Annotated in this window: 12 protein-coding genes; 7 read left to right on the top strand and 5 right to left on the bottom strand. The window is 73.7% G+C overall.

The genetic code is table 11. The annotated features are described in order from the left end of the window. Positions 1 to 76 precede the first annotated feature (76 nt). On the bottom strand, positions 77 to 1,720 hold the full coding sequence (locus QMF80_RS21570; RefSeq protein WP_283455794.1) for a M23 family metallopeptidase: 1,644 nt from the start codon (positions 1,718 to 1,720) through the stop codon (positions 77 to 79). Positions 1,721 to 1,941: 221 nt separating this feature from the next. After that, positions 1,942 to 2,736: an esterase/lipase family protein gene (locus tag QMF80_RS21565; RefSeq protein ID WP_283455792.1), complete on the bottom strand. Its 795-nt coding sequence runs from the start codon at positions 2,734 to 2,736 to the stop codon at positions 1,942 to 1,944. 294 nt (positions 2,737 to 3,030) lie between these two features. Between QMF80_RS21565 and icmB the strand changes: the two genes are divergently transcribed. Further along, positions 3,031 to 3,435 carry a coenzyme B12-dependent isobutyryl CoA mutase small subunit gene (gene icmB, locus QMF80_RS21560; protein ID WP_283455790.1) on the top strand — a complete coding sequence of 135 codons (405 nt, stop codon included), beginning with the start codon at positions 3,031 to 3,033 and terminating at the stop codon, positions 3,433 to 3,435. A 93-nt stretch (positions 3,436 to 3,528) separates the two neighbouring features. Here the strand turns inward: icmB and QMF80_RS21555 are convergent, their stop codons facing one another. Next, positions 3,529 to 5,166, bottom strand: a complete 1,638-nt coding sequence (locus tag QMF80_RS21555; RefSeq protein WP_283455788.1) for a DUF5691 domain-containing protein — start codon at positions 5,164 to 5,166, stop codon at positions 3,529 to 3,531. Positions 5,167 to 5,410: 244 nt separating this feature from the next. After that, positions 5,411 to 6,754: an SWIM zinc finger family protein gene (locus QMF80_RS21550; protein WP_283455786.1), complete on the bottom strand. Its 1,344-nt coding sequence runs from the start codon at positions 6,752 to 6,754 to the stop codon at positions 5,411 to 5,413. Between the two features lie 134 nt (positions 6,755 to 6,888). Between QMF80_RS21550 and QMF80_RS21545 the strand changes: the two genes are divergently transcribed. The 5 genes from QMF80_RS21545 to sucD all read left to right on the top strand — a co-directional run bounded on the left by QMF80_RS21545 (position 6,889) and on the right by sucD (position 13,995). Then, complete coding sequence (locus QMF80_RS21545) at positions 6,889 to 7,995, top strand: ATP-binding protein (RefSeq protein WP_283455784.1); 1,107 nt, start codon at positions 6,889 to 6,891, stop codon at positions 7,993 to 7,995. After that, positions 7,992 to 10,370 carry a DUF5682 family protein gene (locus tag QMF80_RS21540; RefSeq protein WP_283455782.1) on the top strand — a complete coding sequence of 793 codons (2,379 nt, stop codon included), beginning with the start codon at positions 7,992 to 7,994 and terminating at the stop codon, positions 10,368 to 10,370. The genes QMF80_RS21545 and QMF80_RS21540 overlap by 4 nt, the downstream gene beginning before the upstream one ends. Beyond that, positions 10,370 to 11,599, top strand: coding sequence for a VWA domain-containing protein (locus tag QMF80_RS21535; RefSeq protein WP_283455780.1), 1,230 nt, complete (start codon positions 10,370 to 10,372; stop codon positions 11,597 to 11,599). The genes QMF80_RS21540 and QMF80_RS21535 overlap by 1 nt, the downstream gene beginning before the upstream one ends. Before the next feature lie 302 nt (positions 11,600 to 11,901). After that, positions 11,902 to 13,080, top strand: a complete 1,179-nt coding sequence (gene sucC / locus QMF80_RS21530) for an ADP-forming succinate--CoA ligase subunit beta (RefSeq protein ID WP_283455778.1) — start codon at positions 11,902 to 11,904, stop codon at positions 13,078 to 13,080. Positions 13,081 to 13,101: 21 nt separating this feature from the next. Next, entirely contained in the window at positions 13,102 to 13,995 is an 894-nt protein-coding gene (sucD, locus tag QMF80_RS21525; RefSeq protein ID WP_283455776.1) for a succinate--CoA ligase subunit alpha, read from the top strand. Positions 13,996 to 14,097: 102 nt separating this feature from the next. On the opposite strand, the gene QMF80_RS21520 is transcribed toward sucD, so the two are convergent. Continuing rightward, positions 14,098 to 15,546, bottom strand: coding sequence for a helix-turn-helix domain-containing protein (locus QMF80_RS21520; RefSeq protein ID WP_283455774.1), 1,449 nt, complete (start codon positions 15,544 to 15,546; stop codon positions 14,098 to 14,100). A 119-nt stretch (positions 15,547 to 15,665) separates the two neighbouring features. On the opposite strand from QMF80_RS21520, the gene QMF80_RS21515 reads away from it, so the two are divergent. Next, on the top strand, positions 15,666 to 16,000 hold a 335-nt coding region (locus tag QMF80_RS21515), incomplete at its 3' end, for a cell division protein PerM (RefSeq protein ID WP_283455773.1).

The raw sequence follows: 16,000 nt of genomic DNA, 5'->3' as shown, positions 1-16,000 counted from the left end.
TCACCCGAGGAGGCACTGGGCCGTGCCTGTGGCCTCTACCTCGATACCTTCCCCCACGAACTTCCGCGGGGCAGCACTAGTTCGGGTTGAGGCCGTGGCTGCGCAGCCATGCCTGCGGGTCTATCGGGGACCCGCTGTCCGGGCGCACCTCGAAGTGGAGGTGCGGGCCGGTGGAGTTGCCCGAGTTGCCGGAGTACGCGATGACGTCACCGGCCTTGACCTTGCCGGACCGGATCTTGGTGCTGCTCAGGTGGCAGTACCAGGTCTCGGTGCCGTCGGGTGAGACCACCATGGCCATGTTGCCGTAGGCGCTGTTCCACTGCGTGCGGATGACGCCGTCGGTGGCGGCCATGACCGGGGTGCCGTAGGAGACCGGGAAGTCGATGCCGGTGTGCACGGACATCCACATGCCGCCCGCCTGGCCGAACCCGGCGCTGAGCCCGTGCTGTTCGACCGGCAGCGAGAACTTGGGGCGGGCCGCTTCCTTGGCCGCCGTCTCCTCCTCGCGCTTCTTCTTGTCCAGTGCCTGGCGTTCCTTCAGGTCGATGCGTTCCTGAGTGCGGCTGGCGCGGTCCGCGAAGTCGCCCGCGTCGGCGCTGAGCGCGGCGAGCTGGGTGTCGAGCTTGCTGTTGGCGGCGACCGGCTTGACCGACGCCGGGTCGGGCGCGGCCATCGTCGTGGTGTCCTCGCCGCGCTTCTCGCCCGAGGGGAGCCCGCCCACCGCGGCGGCGGCCACCCCCGCCACTCCTATGACGCAGACCGAGGGCACGGCGACGGTCAGCAGCGCGGAGCGCTTCGCCGGGGACCGGCGGCGGCTGGCGCCCCCGGCACTCGCGGAACCGGCGGAACCGGTGGAACCCGCTCCGCCCGTGCCGCCCTTGGCGGGCGCGGCCCGGCGCGCGGAGCGCGGTACCGGCGGCGTGGTGGTCATGGTCTGGGTGGGCATGTCCTGGATGGCCTCGAACACGGCGGTGGCCGGGCCGGAGCCGGCCGGGCCGGAGCCGGCGTCGAACTCGGCCGGCTCGGAGTCGAACTCGGCGGGCCCGGAGCTGGAGCCGGTGCCGTCCGGGTCGGTCGCGGGCTCGTGCGGAGCTTCGTACCCGGCGTTGTCGTACGCGGTGGTGTCGTAGGTGGCGTTCTCGTACGTGGTGTTCTCGTATGCGGTGGTGTCGTACGTGGTGGTGTCGTACGGCGCCTCGTAGGCGGAGGTGTCGTAGCCGCCCGCGGTGACCGTCTCGTACGTGGCGGTGGCCTCGTGCGCGTAGCCGTCCTGGTGGGCGGCCTCGGGCTGGAACTGCTGCGGCAGTTCCTCCTGGGCCACGCTGTTCCAGGCGGTGGCGTCGTAGGCGCCGCTCTCGGTCCCCGCGGTGCCGTAGCCGGGCATCGCCCACTGGCCGCTCGGGCTGCCGGTGTCGTGGCCGAAGGCGGCGGGCTGGTACGGGGCGGTGCCGGTGTTCCAGGCACTCGAATCCCACTGGCCGGTGGTGTCCTCGGCGGCCGCCTGGGCGGGGATGCCGGTCAGATAACCGTCCTGCGCGGGGGTGTTCCAGGCGCTGGAGTCGTAGGCGCCGGTCTCGTACGAGGAGGCGTAGGCGCCGTAGGCGTACCCCTGGCCCTGCGTTTCGAAGGGAGCGTAGGAAACGTCCCCGGCGAAGGTGGTGGTGGAAAGGCCGTCGTAACCGTTTTCCGGATACTGGCCCGACGTGGGGCTGTCGTTCACCAACTTCTCTTTCGCCTCGGCGGTGGGAGCCTGGGTGGCCGGGGGGTGCGAGGACCCCGGAGGAGAGCAGTGGCGTGACTGTACCCGTCGGTTACAGGCAACGACAATCTTCCAGGGGTGCCCGAGTTTCCGGAACCGGGCATTCAGCCGTCTTTCGGTCGCGCATAGGCGCAGCCTTGGCCCTGGGTTCGAAATGCGTTCGATCGGCGGTCGTCGTCGGTTCAGGCGACGGAGGCGGTTCCGGGGGCGGAGGCGACGGCGCGCGCCGGACCGTCGAGGGCGCGGTGGACCGCGGCGATGACCGTCGGGTGCTTCGGCAGCGCGAGGTGGCCGATGCCTGTGACCTGTACGTTCTCCGCGCGCAGGTCGGGATGGTCGATTCGGGCCGCCTCCACCGGAGCCATCAGCGCGTCGAACTCGCTCCAGAAGGCCACGAACCGGGTCCGGCAGCCGGGCGCGGGCGCGGCCAGCTCTTCCATCACGGCGGAGCCGGGACGGATCTGGCGGACCAGCGGGTGCAGATCCCCGCAGGGGGCTGCCCGGGTGCCCGCGTGAGGTGTACCGAGAGTGACGAGGGTGCGCACCCGCGCGTCGCCGCCTAGGCGCTGGACGTAGTAGCGGGCGACCAGCCCGCCGAGGCTGTGCCCGACCATGTCCACCCGCCGCGCTCCGGTGCGCGCGCACATCTCCTCGACGTGGTCGGCGAGCCGGTGCGCGGCCGTCGGCAGATCGAGGGTGAAGGGCGAGTAGTTGTAGGTCTCCACCCGGCGCCGGCCGCCCCCGCCCAGGGCGCGGCGCAGCAGCACGAACACGGACCGGTTGTCGGTGAAGCCGTGCAGCAGCAGCACCGGCGGACGCGCCCCGGGAGCCGCGGCGGCCGCCCGGGCCGGTCGCTCCGGCAGGATCCCGGTCGGGTAGAGGACCAGGTGCCCGGCGAGGACGATGAGTTCGAGCGCGGCGGCGCGCAGCGCGGCGCCCGACGCGGGTATGGATGTGAAGACGAATGGCAGCCCCATCGACGGCCTCCCCCTGGCGGCTTCCGGGTGCGGCTGTCGGTGCGGGGGGTGCGGCTCCCGCTGCCCGCGGCGACTCCCCGTGCCCGCGGCGTGGTCAACGTGCCTCGCCACCGTGCCGTGCGGCTGACGGCGCGGTGACGAGGCGACTCGTTGCGGCTCCCCTTGCGACCGACTGTGCTGGTGTCCCGAGTGAATCAATGCTGTCCCACGTGTGATTTCCCCCTCCTGGTTGACCGCGAAACGGCGCGGTGCGCGATGCTGTACTTAACGTTCGTTCACTCGGGAGGCAGTGCGATGGGTGTGACCGGTCCGATCCGTGTGGTGGTGGCCAAGCCGGGCCTCGACGGCCATGACCGGGGTGCCAAGGTGATCGCGCGGGCTCTGCGGGACGCGGGCATGGAGGTCATCTACACCGGGCTCCACCAGACCCCGGAGCAGATCGTCGACACCGCGATCCAGGAGGACGCCGACGCGATCGGTCTCTCGATCCTCTCCGGCGCCCACAACACGCTGTTCGCGCGTGTCCTGGAGCTCCTGCGGGAGCGCGAGGCGGCGGACATCAAGGTCTTCGGCGGCGGGATCATCCCGGAGGACGACATCGCCCCGCTCAAGGAGAAGGGCGTGGCCGAGATCTTCACCCCGGGCGCGACCACCACCGCCATCGTGGAATGGGTCCGCGCGAACGTGCGCCAGAGCTGACCCCTTTCCTTTCCCCCGTCCCCCGTCCCCCGCTCCTTTCGCCCCCGCCGATGCCGCTGCCCCGGGCGGCCCGGCCCGCCGCACCGCCGCGGGTCAGGCCGCCGGGGCCAGCTCCGCGAGCATCGCCGCGCGCAGCCGCAGCGTGGACACCAGCCGCAGGAAGGCCTCGGCCCAGTACGCCTCGGCCCCCGGCGTGGCCATCCCGGCCTCGGCGGATATCTCCGGGTCCGGATCCGACGCCAGCAAGGACTCCAGCCGGTCGGCCGCCGCCGGATCCAGGCAGCGTTCCGCCAGGCCCATCACCCCGCTGAAGCTCCACGGGTAACCGCCCGTGTCCCGGGCCGTGGCCAGCGCGTCCACCACCGCCTCACCCAGCTCGCCCGCCCACGGCACCATGCACACCCCGAGCAGCTGGAATGCCTCGGACAATCCGTGCGCCCGGACGAACTGGGCCACCCAGAGCGCCTGTTGGGCCTGCGGCATGGTCTCCAGCAGCTTCGCCCGTTCCGCGAGCGAGGCCGTGGCGGGCCCCGCGGCGGGCGACGCGGACGCCGACCCGAGCAGGGCCTTCGCCCACCCCGGGTTCCGCTGGCGGACCGCCGCACGGCACCAGGCCGCGTGCAGCTCCTCGGCCCACCCCTCGGCCACCGGTACGGCCAGGATCCCGGCCGGATCCCGGCCGCCGAACCGCTCCCGCCAGCAGGACAGCGGAGCCGCCTCCACCAGCTGGCCCAGCCACCAGGCCCGCTCCCCGCGCCCGGCGGGCGGCCGCTCGACCACCCCGTCCCGCCGCATCCCCTCGTCGCACTCCACCGGCGGGTTCACACCCTCCGGGCCCACGCAGGCCAGCGCCCGCTCGGCCATCCGGGCGGCCAGCGCCGATCCGGGCAGCGCGGAGAGCAGTTCGGCAGCCGTCGCCCGGACATTGCGGCTGCGGTCGCCGAGGGCCTGTTCCAGGAACGGCTCGTCACCGTCCGAGAGGCTCACCCGTAGGGAATCGAGGAACATCAGCCGGTCCTCGGCCCGTTCCGTGGCCCAGGTCGTCGACAGCAGCAGCGGTGCGGCCGCCGCCTCGTGCGCCCGGACGGCGCCCAGCAGCGCCACCCGCTCCGCGAACAGCCCTTCCTGCCACAGCCGTTCCACCGCCGACCGGTCGTCGGGGGCGGGCAGTTCGCCGCCCCCCGCTCCGCCCCGCAGCGCGAAGCGCCACTCCGGATTGAGCCCGGCCAGCCACCGTCCCCGCCCCCCGGCGAGGGCCAGTGCCTGCGGACGCAGGTCCGTACGGGCCCGGGCCGCGGCCAGCAGCGCGGGCACCAGCGCGGCGGGCGCGCGGTACCCGTGCCGCACGGCCGCGGCCAGCCACTGCGGCAGCAGCTCCGTCAGATCCGGGGCCGCCCCGCGCCTGCCGCCGCTCCCCGCGGCGGACCGGCCCGCCAGCAGCTGTGCGCGCCGCCGCCGCGCGGGATCCGGCGGAGCGGGCCGCGGATCCGGCGCCGCGGGCCGGGGCCGTGGGCCCGCCTCGGCCGGGCGGAGCCCCGCGCGGCGGCGGACCGCCGCCACCGCCGCCGCGTCCAGCAGCGCCCCGGGCGAGCCGGTCGCCCCGCCGCCCCGCCGCCGATCGGTGCCGAGCAGCGCGGCGCCGACCAGCTCCTCCCAGTCCGTGACCCCGCAGTCCGGGCCGTCCGCCGCCCGGTCCCCCTTCCGGCCGTCCGTGTCCCCGTCCCCGTTCATGTGCCCCTCCCTCGTCGGTTTTTCCGGCTGATCGGTACGTCCGGGTCGTGCGCTCCGGTCCCGCCCCCTCCGCGGGACCGGAGCAGCTCTTCACGTCATCGTCCGTGTGTCGTCGGTGTGTTGTCGGTGTGTTGTCGTATGGCTTCGGTGTGTCCTCAGCTGGCGTGGTTGTCGTTCACAGCAGCCCCCCGGCTTGCTCGTTCGTGCTTCCGGCGGCGCCCCCGCGCCGTCGGTCCCGCTGTGCTCAGCCCAGGGCGAGGGGCTCCGAAGAGCCCTCGGCCCAGGCCGTCAGTGGGGTGAACCCGCGGTGTCCGCACTCGCCGAACACCGTCACCGGGCCGCCCCCGGACAGGGCTGCCAACTGCCACAGCCCCGACCGGGACCGCCCCGCGGCCACCGTCACCGGCAGCGCGGACGTCCCCTCCACGTCCGCGAGCTGCCATCCCCGTTCCCCTGGTACCGGGATCACCGGGCCGAGGACCACCGGCCAGGAGTCCAGCCAGGGGTCATCGCGCAGCGCCGCTCCGTACGCGTCGAGCGCCGCCCCCGTCGATATCGCCTCCGGGGTCCGCGGCCAGGGCTCGGGCGCGGCGAACCGCTCCCCGAAATCCGCCCGGAGCCCCGCCGATCCCGGCCGGAACCGGGCCTGCGCGTCCAGGGCGAGGCCTACCGGCAGCGCGAGCCCCGGCGGCCGCCCGGGCGGACCGAAGTCCAGGACCAGCGCGGCCCGCCCGGTCGCCACCCCGCGCAGCCAGATCCGGCGCGTGGTGAGCCGGCCGTCCGGCGAGACGGTGTCGTACTGGGCCAGGACCAGCCACCGGTCCCGGACCGCGTCCCCCTCCGCGGCCCCCGACACGCCCACCCGGGCCCGTACCGTCGCGGCCAGCGGCTCGGGCAGGCCCCCCACCCCGAGCCACGCCCGGTCCAGCAGATGGAGCAGCGCGCACTCCTCCAGCAGCCGTCCCGGCCAGCCCGTACCGGAAGCCGGGATGGTCCCCAACTCCCGTACCCGTGCGGCCAGTCCGGGTGCTTGTGCGTCGACCATACGGGCCGCCGTCTCCTCCCACAGGGAATATCCGGCGTGCTCCTGACCAGCCAGTCCGCCGCGCAGCAGATCGGCCAGCCGCTGCTCCAGTTCGGTGACTCCCGCGCCGATCCGGGCCGCCCGGCGCTCTGCGCGCCGCCGTGCGGCCGCCGGGTCGGCGGGCGCTCCCGGACCCGCCGTGGCGGCGGGCCGGTCGGCCGGGTCGGCCCGCCGGGCCAGCCATGCCGCCGCCCATCGCGGAGCCTGCGCCGGCGGTCCGAAGCCCTCCGCCGACCAGAGCAGCAACAGCCCCAGCGCGTGCTTGCACGGGAACTTCCGGCTCGGGCAGGTGCACGTGTACGCCGGGCCCTTCAGGTCCACGACCGTCCGGTACGGCGTACCGCCACTTCCCTTGCACCACCCCCACACTGAACCGGAAGCGGAACCTCCGGTATTCGACCATGGACCTGCCCCACCCAGCGTGGCCCCCGCCTTTCGTGACGCGACGTCAGGAGCCAGAGCCAGTACCTGTTCCGCCGTCCAGCGGACCCCCTGCTCAGTCATGTGTCCCACCGTAGAGACCCCCACTGACAATCGCTCTGACCTGCAACAACATCTCGAACAAGGGTCGTTGTCAGTGGCGTGGTGCACCGTGGTCACAGCAGTCGGGAACGGCTGCCGAGCATTGGAGGGGGACCATGACCACGCCCGAGAACGGCGCCGGTACCGAGGTGCTGCGCCCGCACGCCGAAGACGCCTTCGCGCACGAACTGAAAGCCCTCGCGGCGGCCGACGACCGGCCCCGCCCGGTCCGTTGGAAGCTCTCGCCGTGGGCCGTCGCCACCTACCTGCTCGGCGGTGAACTCCCCGACGGCACCGTCATCACGCCCAAGTACGTGGGCCCCCGCCGCATCGTCGAGGTCGCCGTCACCACCCTGGCCACCGACCGCGCCCTGCTCCTGCTCGGCGTCCCGGGCACCGCGAAGACCTGGGTGTCCGAACACCTCGCCGCCGCCGTCAGCGGCGACTCCACCCTGCTCGTCCAGGGCACGGCGGGCACCCCGGAAGAAGCCATGCGCTACGGCTGGAACTACGCCCGGCTGCTCGCCCACGGCCCCAGCCGCGAAGCCCTCGTCCCCAGCCCCGTCATGCGGGCCATGACCCAGGGCATGACCGCCCGCGTCGAGGAACTGACCCGGATCCCCGCGGACGTCCAGGACTCCCTGATCACGGTGCTGTCCGAGAAGACCCTGCCCATACCCGAGCTGGGCGACGAGGCGCAGGCCGTGCGCGGCTTCAACCTCATCGCCACCGCCAACGACCGCGACCGCGGCGTCAACGAACTCTCCAGCGCCCTGCGCCGCCGCTTCAACACCGTCGTCCTGCCGCTGCCCGCGACCGCCGACGACGAGGTGGACATCGTCGCCCGCCGCGTCGACCAGATGGGCCGCGCCCTGGACCTGCCCGCCGCGCCCGAGGGCCTGGCGGAGATCCGCCGCGTCGTCACCGTCTTCCGCGAGCTGCGCGGCGGCATCACCGACGACGGGCGCACGAAGGTGAAGGTGCCGAGCGGCACCCTGTCCACCGCCGAGGCGATCTCCGTGGTCACCAACGGCCTCGCCCTCGCCACCCACTTCGGGGACGGCGTCCTGCGCCCCTCGGACGTGGCGGCGGGCATCCTCGGCGCGGTCGTCCGGGACCCGGCCGCCGACACCGTGGTCTGGCAGGAGTACCTGGAGGCCGTGGTCCGTGAGCGCGACGGCTGGAAGGACTTCTACCGCGCCTGCCGTGAGGTGACGGCATGAGCCCGGGCGCCGGGGGGCCGCTGCTGCTGGGCGTACGGCACCACGGGCCCGGCTCGGCCAGGGCGGTACGGGCCGCCCTCGACGCCGCGCAGCCGCGGGCCGTACTGATCGAGGGGCCGCCCGAGGGGGACGCGCTGCTGCCGCTGGCCGCCGACCCCGGGATGCGGCCGCCGGTGGCGCTGCTGGCGCACGCCGCCGACGATCCCGGGCGGGCCGCGTTCTGGCCGCTGGCCGCCTTCTCCCCGGAGTGGGTCGCCCTGCGCTGGGCGCAGCGCCGGGAGGTCCCGGTCCGCTTCATCGACCTCCCGGCCGCCCACTCCCTCGCCGCCGCGCCGGGCAGCGACGACAACGACGACGCGCGGGCCGGCCACGCGGCGGGGGCCGTCCGGCTCGATCCGCTCGGGGTGCTCGCCGAGACCGCCGGGTACGAGGACCCCGAGCGCTGGTGGGAGGACGTGGTCGAGCACCGGGGCAGCGACGGCCGGACCGACCCGCTGGCCGCGTTCGAGGCGCTCGCCGAGGCGATGACCGCCCTGCGCGAGGTCTACGGCGACGGCGGCCACCCCCACGACCCGGTGCGCGAGGCCTGCATGCGTCAGCGGATGCGGGCCGCCCGCCGGGAGTTCGGCGAGGACTACGCGGTGGTGTGCGGGGCCTGGCACGTGCCCGCACTGCGCGCGAGGACCACGGCGGCCGCCGACAAGGCGCTGCTGACCGGCCTGCCCAAGGTCAAGGTGGAGACCACCTGGGTGCCCTGGACCCACCGCAGGCTCGCCCGGGCCGGGGGGTACGGCGCGGGCATCACCTCGCCCGGCTGGTACGGCCACCTCTTCGAGGCCCGCGACCGGCCCGTGGAGCGCTGGCTCACCAAGGTCGCCGGGCTGCTCCGCGCGGCGGACCGGCAGGTGTCCTCGGCCCACGTCATCGAGGCGGTCCGGCTCGCCGAGACCCTCGCCGCGATGCGCGGCCGCCCGCTGCCCGGCCTCGGCGAGACCCTCGAAGCGGCCAAGGCGGTGATGTGCGAGGGCTCCGACATACCGCTCGCGCTCATCCAGGACCGCCTCGTCGTGGGCGACGTACTCGGTGAAGTCCCGGACGCGGCGCCCGTCGTGCCCCTCCAGCGTGACCTGACCCGGCTCCAGCGCTCCCTGCGGCTCAAGGCCGAGGCACAGGACCGCGAGCTGGAGCTGGACCTGCGCAAGGACACCGACGCGGCCAAGAGCCTGCTCCTGCACCGGCTGCGGCTGCTGGGCATCGGCTGGGGCACGCCCACCGCCTCCCGGGGCAGCACCGGCACCTTCCGGGAGAGCTGGCGCCTGCGCTGGGAACCGGAGCTGTCGGTGCGGGTCGCCGAGGCCGGGATCTGGGGCACCACCGTGCTCGCCGCGGCCACCGCCAAGGCCGAGGCCGACGCGGCCGCCGCCGGGGAGCTGGGGGAGGTGACCGCCCTGGCCGAGCGGTGCCTGCTGGCCGGGCTGTCGCGGGCGCTGCCCGCCGTGCTGCGGGCGCTCGCCGACCGGGCCGCGCTGGACACCGATGTCGCCCGGCTCGCCCGGGCGCTGCCCGCCCTGGCCCGCTCCCTGCGCTACGGCGACGTACGGGGCACGGACACGGCCGCGCTGGGCACGGTCGCCGCCGGGCTCGCCGAGCGGATCTGCGTGGCGCTCCCGCCCGCCTGCGCCACCGGGCTCGCCGCGGACGCCGCCGCGGAACTGCGCGGGCACGTGGACGCGGTGCACGGCGCTGTCGCCCTGCTAGCCGACCCCGACACCGGCACCGACGCCGACGGGGGCACCCGCACCGGGCCCGACGCCGACCCCGGCACCGACGGGGGGCTGCGCGGACGCTGGTCGGGGGTGCTGCGGGCGCTGGCGGGCCGGGACACCGTGCCGGGCCTGATCCGCGGCCGGGCGGTCCGGCTGCTGCTCGACGAGGGGGCTCTGGCGGCCGGGGAGAGCGCCCGGCTGATGGGCCTCGCGCTGTCCCCGGCGGCCGGTCCGGCCGACGCGGCGGGGTGGATCGAGGGCTTCGCGGGCGGCGCCTCCGGCGGTGGCACGCTGCTGGTCCACGACGAGCGACTGCTCGGCCTGATCGACACCTGGCTGACCGGGGTGCCGGAGGGCGCGTTCATCGACGTACTGCCCCTGCTGCGGCGGACGTTCGGCGCGTACGAACAGGGCGTGAAGCGGACCCTGGGCGAGCTGGTGCGGCGCGGACCCGGTGCTCCGGGCGGCCGCGCGGGCACGGGCGGGACCGCGCCCGAGGGCTTCGGCCCGGAACTGGACACGGAGCGGGCGGACGCGGTGGTGGCGCTCGTCCGGATGCTGCTGGCGGGTGCCGGTGGCGGGGACAACGACGCGGCGGGGGTGGCCTGATGGACACGGCGGACACGGCGGACACGGCGGACACGGCGGACACGGCGGTGGAACGCGCGTCGGACGCGGCGGGGGAGCGGCTGCGGCGGTGGCGCCTGGTGCTCGGCGGAGGCGAGGCCGACGGCACCGGCCACGCGCTGACCGGCCGGGACGCGGCGATGGACGGGACCCTCGTCGCGCTCTACGCCGACGCCGGGAACGGCGCCGGGAGCGCCAAGGCCCGCAGCCGGTCGGGGCCGCGGTCCGCCGGACTCGGCGCCTCCGCCCCAGCGGTGGCCCGCTGGCTCGGCGACATCCGTACGTACTTCCCCGCACCGGTCGTCCAGGTCATGCAGCGCGACGCCATCGAGCGGCTCGGACTGGCCGCCCTGCTCCTGGAGCCGGAGATGCTGGAGGCCGTCGAACCCGACGTGCACCTTGTCGGCACCCTGCTCTCGCTCAACAAGGCGATGCCCGACACCACCCGGGAGACCGCCCGGGCCGTGGTCCGCACGGTGGTCGAGCAGCTGGAGAAGAAGCTCTCCGGCCGCACCCGCGCCACCCTGAGCGGCGCGCTCGACCGGTCGGCCCGGATCAGCCGCCCCCGGCACCGGGACATCGACTGGGACCGCACCCTTCGGGCCAACCTCAAGAACTACCTGCCCGAATACCGCACGGTCGTCCCCGAACGGCTGATCGGCTACGGCCGGGCGGCGCGGTCCGTGAAGAAGGAGGTGATCCTCTGCGTCGACCAGTCGGGTTCGATGGCGGCCTCCGTCGTCTACGCCTCCGTCTTCGGCGCGGTCCTCGCCTCGATGCGCTCGATCGCCACCCGGCTCGTCGTCTTCGACACCGCCGTCGTGGACCTGACCGACCAGCTCGACGACCCGGTGGACGTCCTCTTCGGCACCCAGCTCGGCGGCGGCACGGACATCAACCGCGCCCTCGCCTACTGCCAGTCGAAGATCACCCGTCCGGCCGACACCGTCGTCGTCCTGATCAGCGACCTCTACGAGGGCGGCATCCGCAACGAGATGCTGCGCCGCGTCTCGGCGATGAAGGCGGCGGGCGTCCAGTTCGTCACCCTGCTCGCACTTTCCGACGAAGGGGCGCCCGCCTACGACCGCGAACACGCGGCGGCGCTCGCGGCCCTCGGCGCCCCGGCGTTCGCCTGCACCCCCGACCTTTTCCCGGAGGTGATGGCGGCCGCGATCGAGAAGAAGCCGCTGCCGGTCCCCGCGGCCGGGTAGGGACACGGGAGCGCGGGTGGGGGTGCCTGGAGCCGGTCCCGTACGCCTCGGAAGAGGCAGATCACACGAATATGCAGATCAACGGTGAGGCGATCTGTGACAGGTATCACCGCTCAGGTGTGATCTGCGATTTAGGGACCTACGGCCCACGGGGATAACCTGCGGGACGGACATGCCGCGTCCACGGTCACCGTGTGCGCTCCCCTTGTGACAGCGCCGTCACGTTGCCCTCCGCGGCACGCCCACGCAGATAGCAGACAACGCGAATCACTGCGAATCTTTACGACAAGGGACGGACGCGCGTGGACCTGTTCGAGTACCAGGCGAGGGACCTCTTCGCCAAGCACGGTGTACCGGTGCTGGCCGGTGAAGTGATCGACACGCCTGAGGCAGCCCGCGAGGCGACCGAGCGCATGGGCGGCAAGTCTGTCGTCAAGGCACAGGTGAAGGTCGGCGGCCGCGGCAAGGCCGGCGGCGTCAAGCTGGCCGCGACCCCGGACGAGGCCGTCGCCCGAGCGACGGACATCCTCGGCATGGACATCAAGGGCCACACGGTCCACAAGGTGATGATCGCCGAGACCGCTCCCGAGATCGCCGAGGAGTACTACGTTTCGTACCTCCTCGACCGGACCAACCGCACCTTCCTGGCCATGGCCTCGGTGCAGGGCGGCATGGACATCGAGGAGGTCGCGGAGAAGACCCCCGAGGCCCTCGCGAAGGTCCCGGTCAACGCCAATGAGGGCGTCACCATCGAGAAGGCCCGCGAGATCGTCGCCCAGGCGAAGTTCCCCGAGGCCGTGGCCGAGCAGGTCGCCGAGATCCTGGTGACCCTGTGGGCGACCTTCATCGCCGAGGACGCGCTCCTCGTCGAGGTCAACCCGCTGGCGAAGGTGGCCGACGGCCGCGTCATCGCGCTCGACGGCAAGGTCTCGCTCGACGAGAACGCCGAGTTCCGTCAGCCGGGCCACGAGGAGTTCGTGGACCACGCTGCCGCGAACCCGCTCGAGGCGGCCGCCAAGGCCAAGAACCTCAACTACGTCAAGCTCGACGGCGAGGTCGGCATCATCGGCAACGGCGCGGGTCTCGTCATGAGCACCCTCGACGTGGTCGCGTACGCCGGTGAGAACCATGGCGGCGTCAAGCCCGCCAACTTCCTCGACATCGGCGGCGGCGCGTCCGCCGAGGTGATGGCGAACGGCCTCGAGATCATCCTCGGCGACCCGGACGTCAAGTCCGTCTTCGTCAACGTCTTCGGTGGCATCACCGCCTGCGACGAGGTCGCCAACGGCATCGTCCAGGCCCTGGCCCTGCTGGAGAGCAAGGGCGAGGCGGTCACCAAGCCGCTGGTCGTCCGCCTCGACGGCAACAACGCCGAGCTGGGTCGCAAGATCCTCTCGGACGCCAACCACCCGCTGGTCCAGCGCGTGGACACCATGGACGGCGCGGCCGACAAGGCCGCCGAGCTCGCGGCTGCGAAGTAAGGGCAGAGGTCACAGACTCACATGGCTATCTTCCTCAACAAGGACAGCAAGGTCATTGTCCAGGGCATGACCGGTGCCACGGGCATGAAGCACACCAAGCTGATGCTGGCTGACGGCAGCAACATCGTCGGTGGCGTGAACCCGCGCAAGGCGGGCACCAGCGTGGACTTCGACGGCACCGAGATCCCGGTCTTCGGCTCCGTCGCCGAGGCGATGGAGAAGACGGGCGCCAACGTCTCCGTCCTCTTCGTGCCCCCGGCCTTCGCCAAGGCCGCCGTGGTCGAGGCGATCGACGCCGAGATCCCGCTGGCCGTCGTCATCACCGAGGGCATCGCGGTGCACGACTCCGCCGCCTTCTGGTCGTACGCGTCGTCCAAGGGCAACAAGACCCGGATCATCGGTCCGAACTGCCCCGGTCTGATCACCCCGGGCCAGTCCAACGCGGGCATCATCCCGGGCGACATCACCAAGCCCGGTCGCATCGGTCTCGTGTCCAAGTCCGGCACGCTGACCTACCAGATGATGTACGAGCTGCGCGACCTCGGCTTCTCGTCCGCCGTCGGCATCGGTGGCGACCCGGTCATCGGCACCACGCACATCGACGCCCTGGCGGCCTTCGAGGCCGACCCGGACACCGACCTGATCGTCATGATCGGTGAGATCGGCGGCGACGCCGAGGAGCGTGCGGCGGACTTCATCGCGAAGAACGTCACCAAGCCGGTCGTCGGTTACGTCGCGGGCTTCACCGCCCCCGAGGGCAAGACCATGGGCCACGCCGGTGCCATCGTCTCCGGTTCCTCGGGCACCGCCCAGGCGAAGAAGGAGGCCCTCGAGGCCGCCGGCGTCAAGGTCGGCAAGACGCCGACCGAGACGGCGAAGCTGGCGCGCGAGATCCTGAGCGCCGCGGGCGCCTGATCTCTGCCCTGGCGCAGTCGCACGGACGCCGTTGACGGCTGACGTGCGTACGGGCGTGGCCCGCACCCCCTCGGGGGCGCGGGCCACGCCCGTTTTCCGTGCCTACTCGACCTTCGGGTGCAGGCGGTGGGGTCCGGCGGCCGGTTCCGAGCGCAGCTTGTCGTGCAGCTGCCTGCTCTCGTCGGTGAGCCGCGGCGGGCCGCCGTGCGGGGGCACCCCGCTGACACTGGCGCCGGGAGGGTGCGGAGGCTCGTAGCGGGTGGGCGCCGTGACGACCGTATAGGCGGTGGCCACCGCGATCGCGACCGTCAGCCCGGTCACCGCGCGGGTCCAGAACCGGGCGCGGTGGTCGGCGGACTGCCGGACGAGCGTGCCCGGGCGCGGCTCCAGGGAGACGGCGGGCGTCAGCGAGCCGAGCCGCTCGCGCAGCAGCGCCGACTGCTTCTCGGGCGGTACGTCGACCAGCTCGGGCAACCGGTCCGCCAGCTCGGCATGCGCGTTGACCAGCCGGTTCCCCGCCGTCGGGGTGCTCGCCTCGGTCTCGGCGGCGGTGTCCGGGAGATCGAGCCCGACCCCGTCGTAGAGCAGCACGGTACGCCGGTGGGCCGGGGGCAGCGTGAGCATCGCGCCCAGCAGGATCCGGTCGGCGGGGTCGGCCGGGGGTTTGCCGGAGTCGCGGGGCGAGCGCCGCAGCTGTTGCCAGGGCGAGAGCGCGCGCTCGTACGCCGCCGCGCGCACCCACCCGACCGGATCTCGGTCGGTGGCGACCTCCGGCCAGTGCTCCCAGGCGTGGCGGAAGGCCCGCTCGACGGAAGCGCGCGCGAGGGTGCGGCGGCCGGTGAGCAGGTACGTCTGCCGGACGAGGGCGGGGGCGGCATAGGCGTAGAGCGCGTCGAAGGCCTCGGTGGGGGTGCGGGGCGGGGCCTGTGGGGCGGGACCCGGCTCGGCGACCTCCGGCTCGTGCGCCTCCTCCCGGTCCGGTGCTCGTTGCGGCTCCCGCTCCCGCTCCCGCTGCTGTTCCTGTTCCTGGTCCCGCCGTTGTTCCGGCTCTCGGCCGTGGTCCCGGGCGTGGTCGTTCTTGTGCTCGGGGGCCGGGGCCGGGGCCGGTTCCTGCTCGGCGAGGGGCTCCGGCGGCGCGGGCGCCGCGTGCCGGGGTGTTCCGGAGGGCGGCTTCGCGGCCCGCTTGGTCGCGGGCTTGGGCCGGGTCTGGGGCGAGGCGGTCGCGCGTACCGGTCCGGCCTTGGCGAAGGCGCGTACCGCCCCGGCGACCCGGAGGGCGGTGGAGTTGTGCACCGGATCGCCCGCGGCGCCGGTCACCGGCGGCTCGGCGGGGGGCTTGGCGACCGGAGCGGTCAGGAGCTTGACGTACGCCTCGCGCTTGCGACCCCGGGGTGTCGTGCGCCCGGTCTCCCAGGAGCGGACCGTGGACGGGGTCACGCCGACCGAGGTGGCGATCTCATCGTGCGTCAGATCGGCCGCCTCGCGCAGTCTGCGGCGCTCCTTGGGGGAGGGAAGGCGCAGCTCCGAGGTCTTCTCGATGCTTTGTGTCATGCCACACTCCCCGCGACCTGGCAGTCCTGGGCGAAAAAGTACATAAGCGTATATTGAGCGACACCACGGGCATTCGCCTGTTACCCGCCCATTGCGCGTGTCGTTGGCACCATGGCGGGGTGACCCAAGTGACCGAACGCGGGACGTCGTTGCCGACAGCGCCGCGGTCCGGCGGACGGCGCCGTTCCCCGGCCGCCGCCGCATGTGTGCTGAGTGGCGCCGTGGCCGCCGGACTGGGGCTCGGCTGCGTCGCCGTCCTCGTCATCGTGCTGTGGATCAGTTCGCCGTACCCCGACAGCGGCCCCGGCGGGGCCCTGCACGTGGCGGCCGGGCTGTGGCTGCTCGCCCACGGGACCGAGCTGATCAGGTACGACACCTTGTCCGGGGTACCGGCGCCGGTGGGGGTCACGCCCCTGCTGCTGCTGGGACTGCCCATCCTCCTCATGCGGCGGGC

Origin of the sequence: Streptomyces sp. G-G2, from assembly GCF_030063135.1 — a bacterium.
Lineage (GTDB): Bacteria > Actinomycetota > Actinomycetes > Streptomycetales > Streptomycetaceae > Streptomyces.
This window is presented reverse-complemented; position numbering and strand designations above follow the sequence as displayed.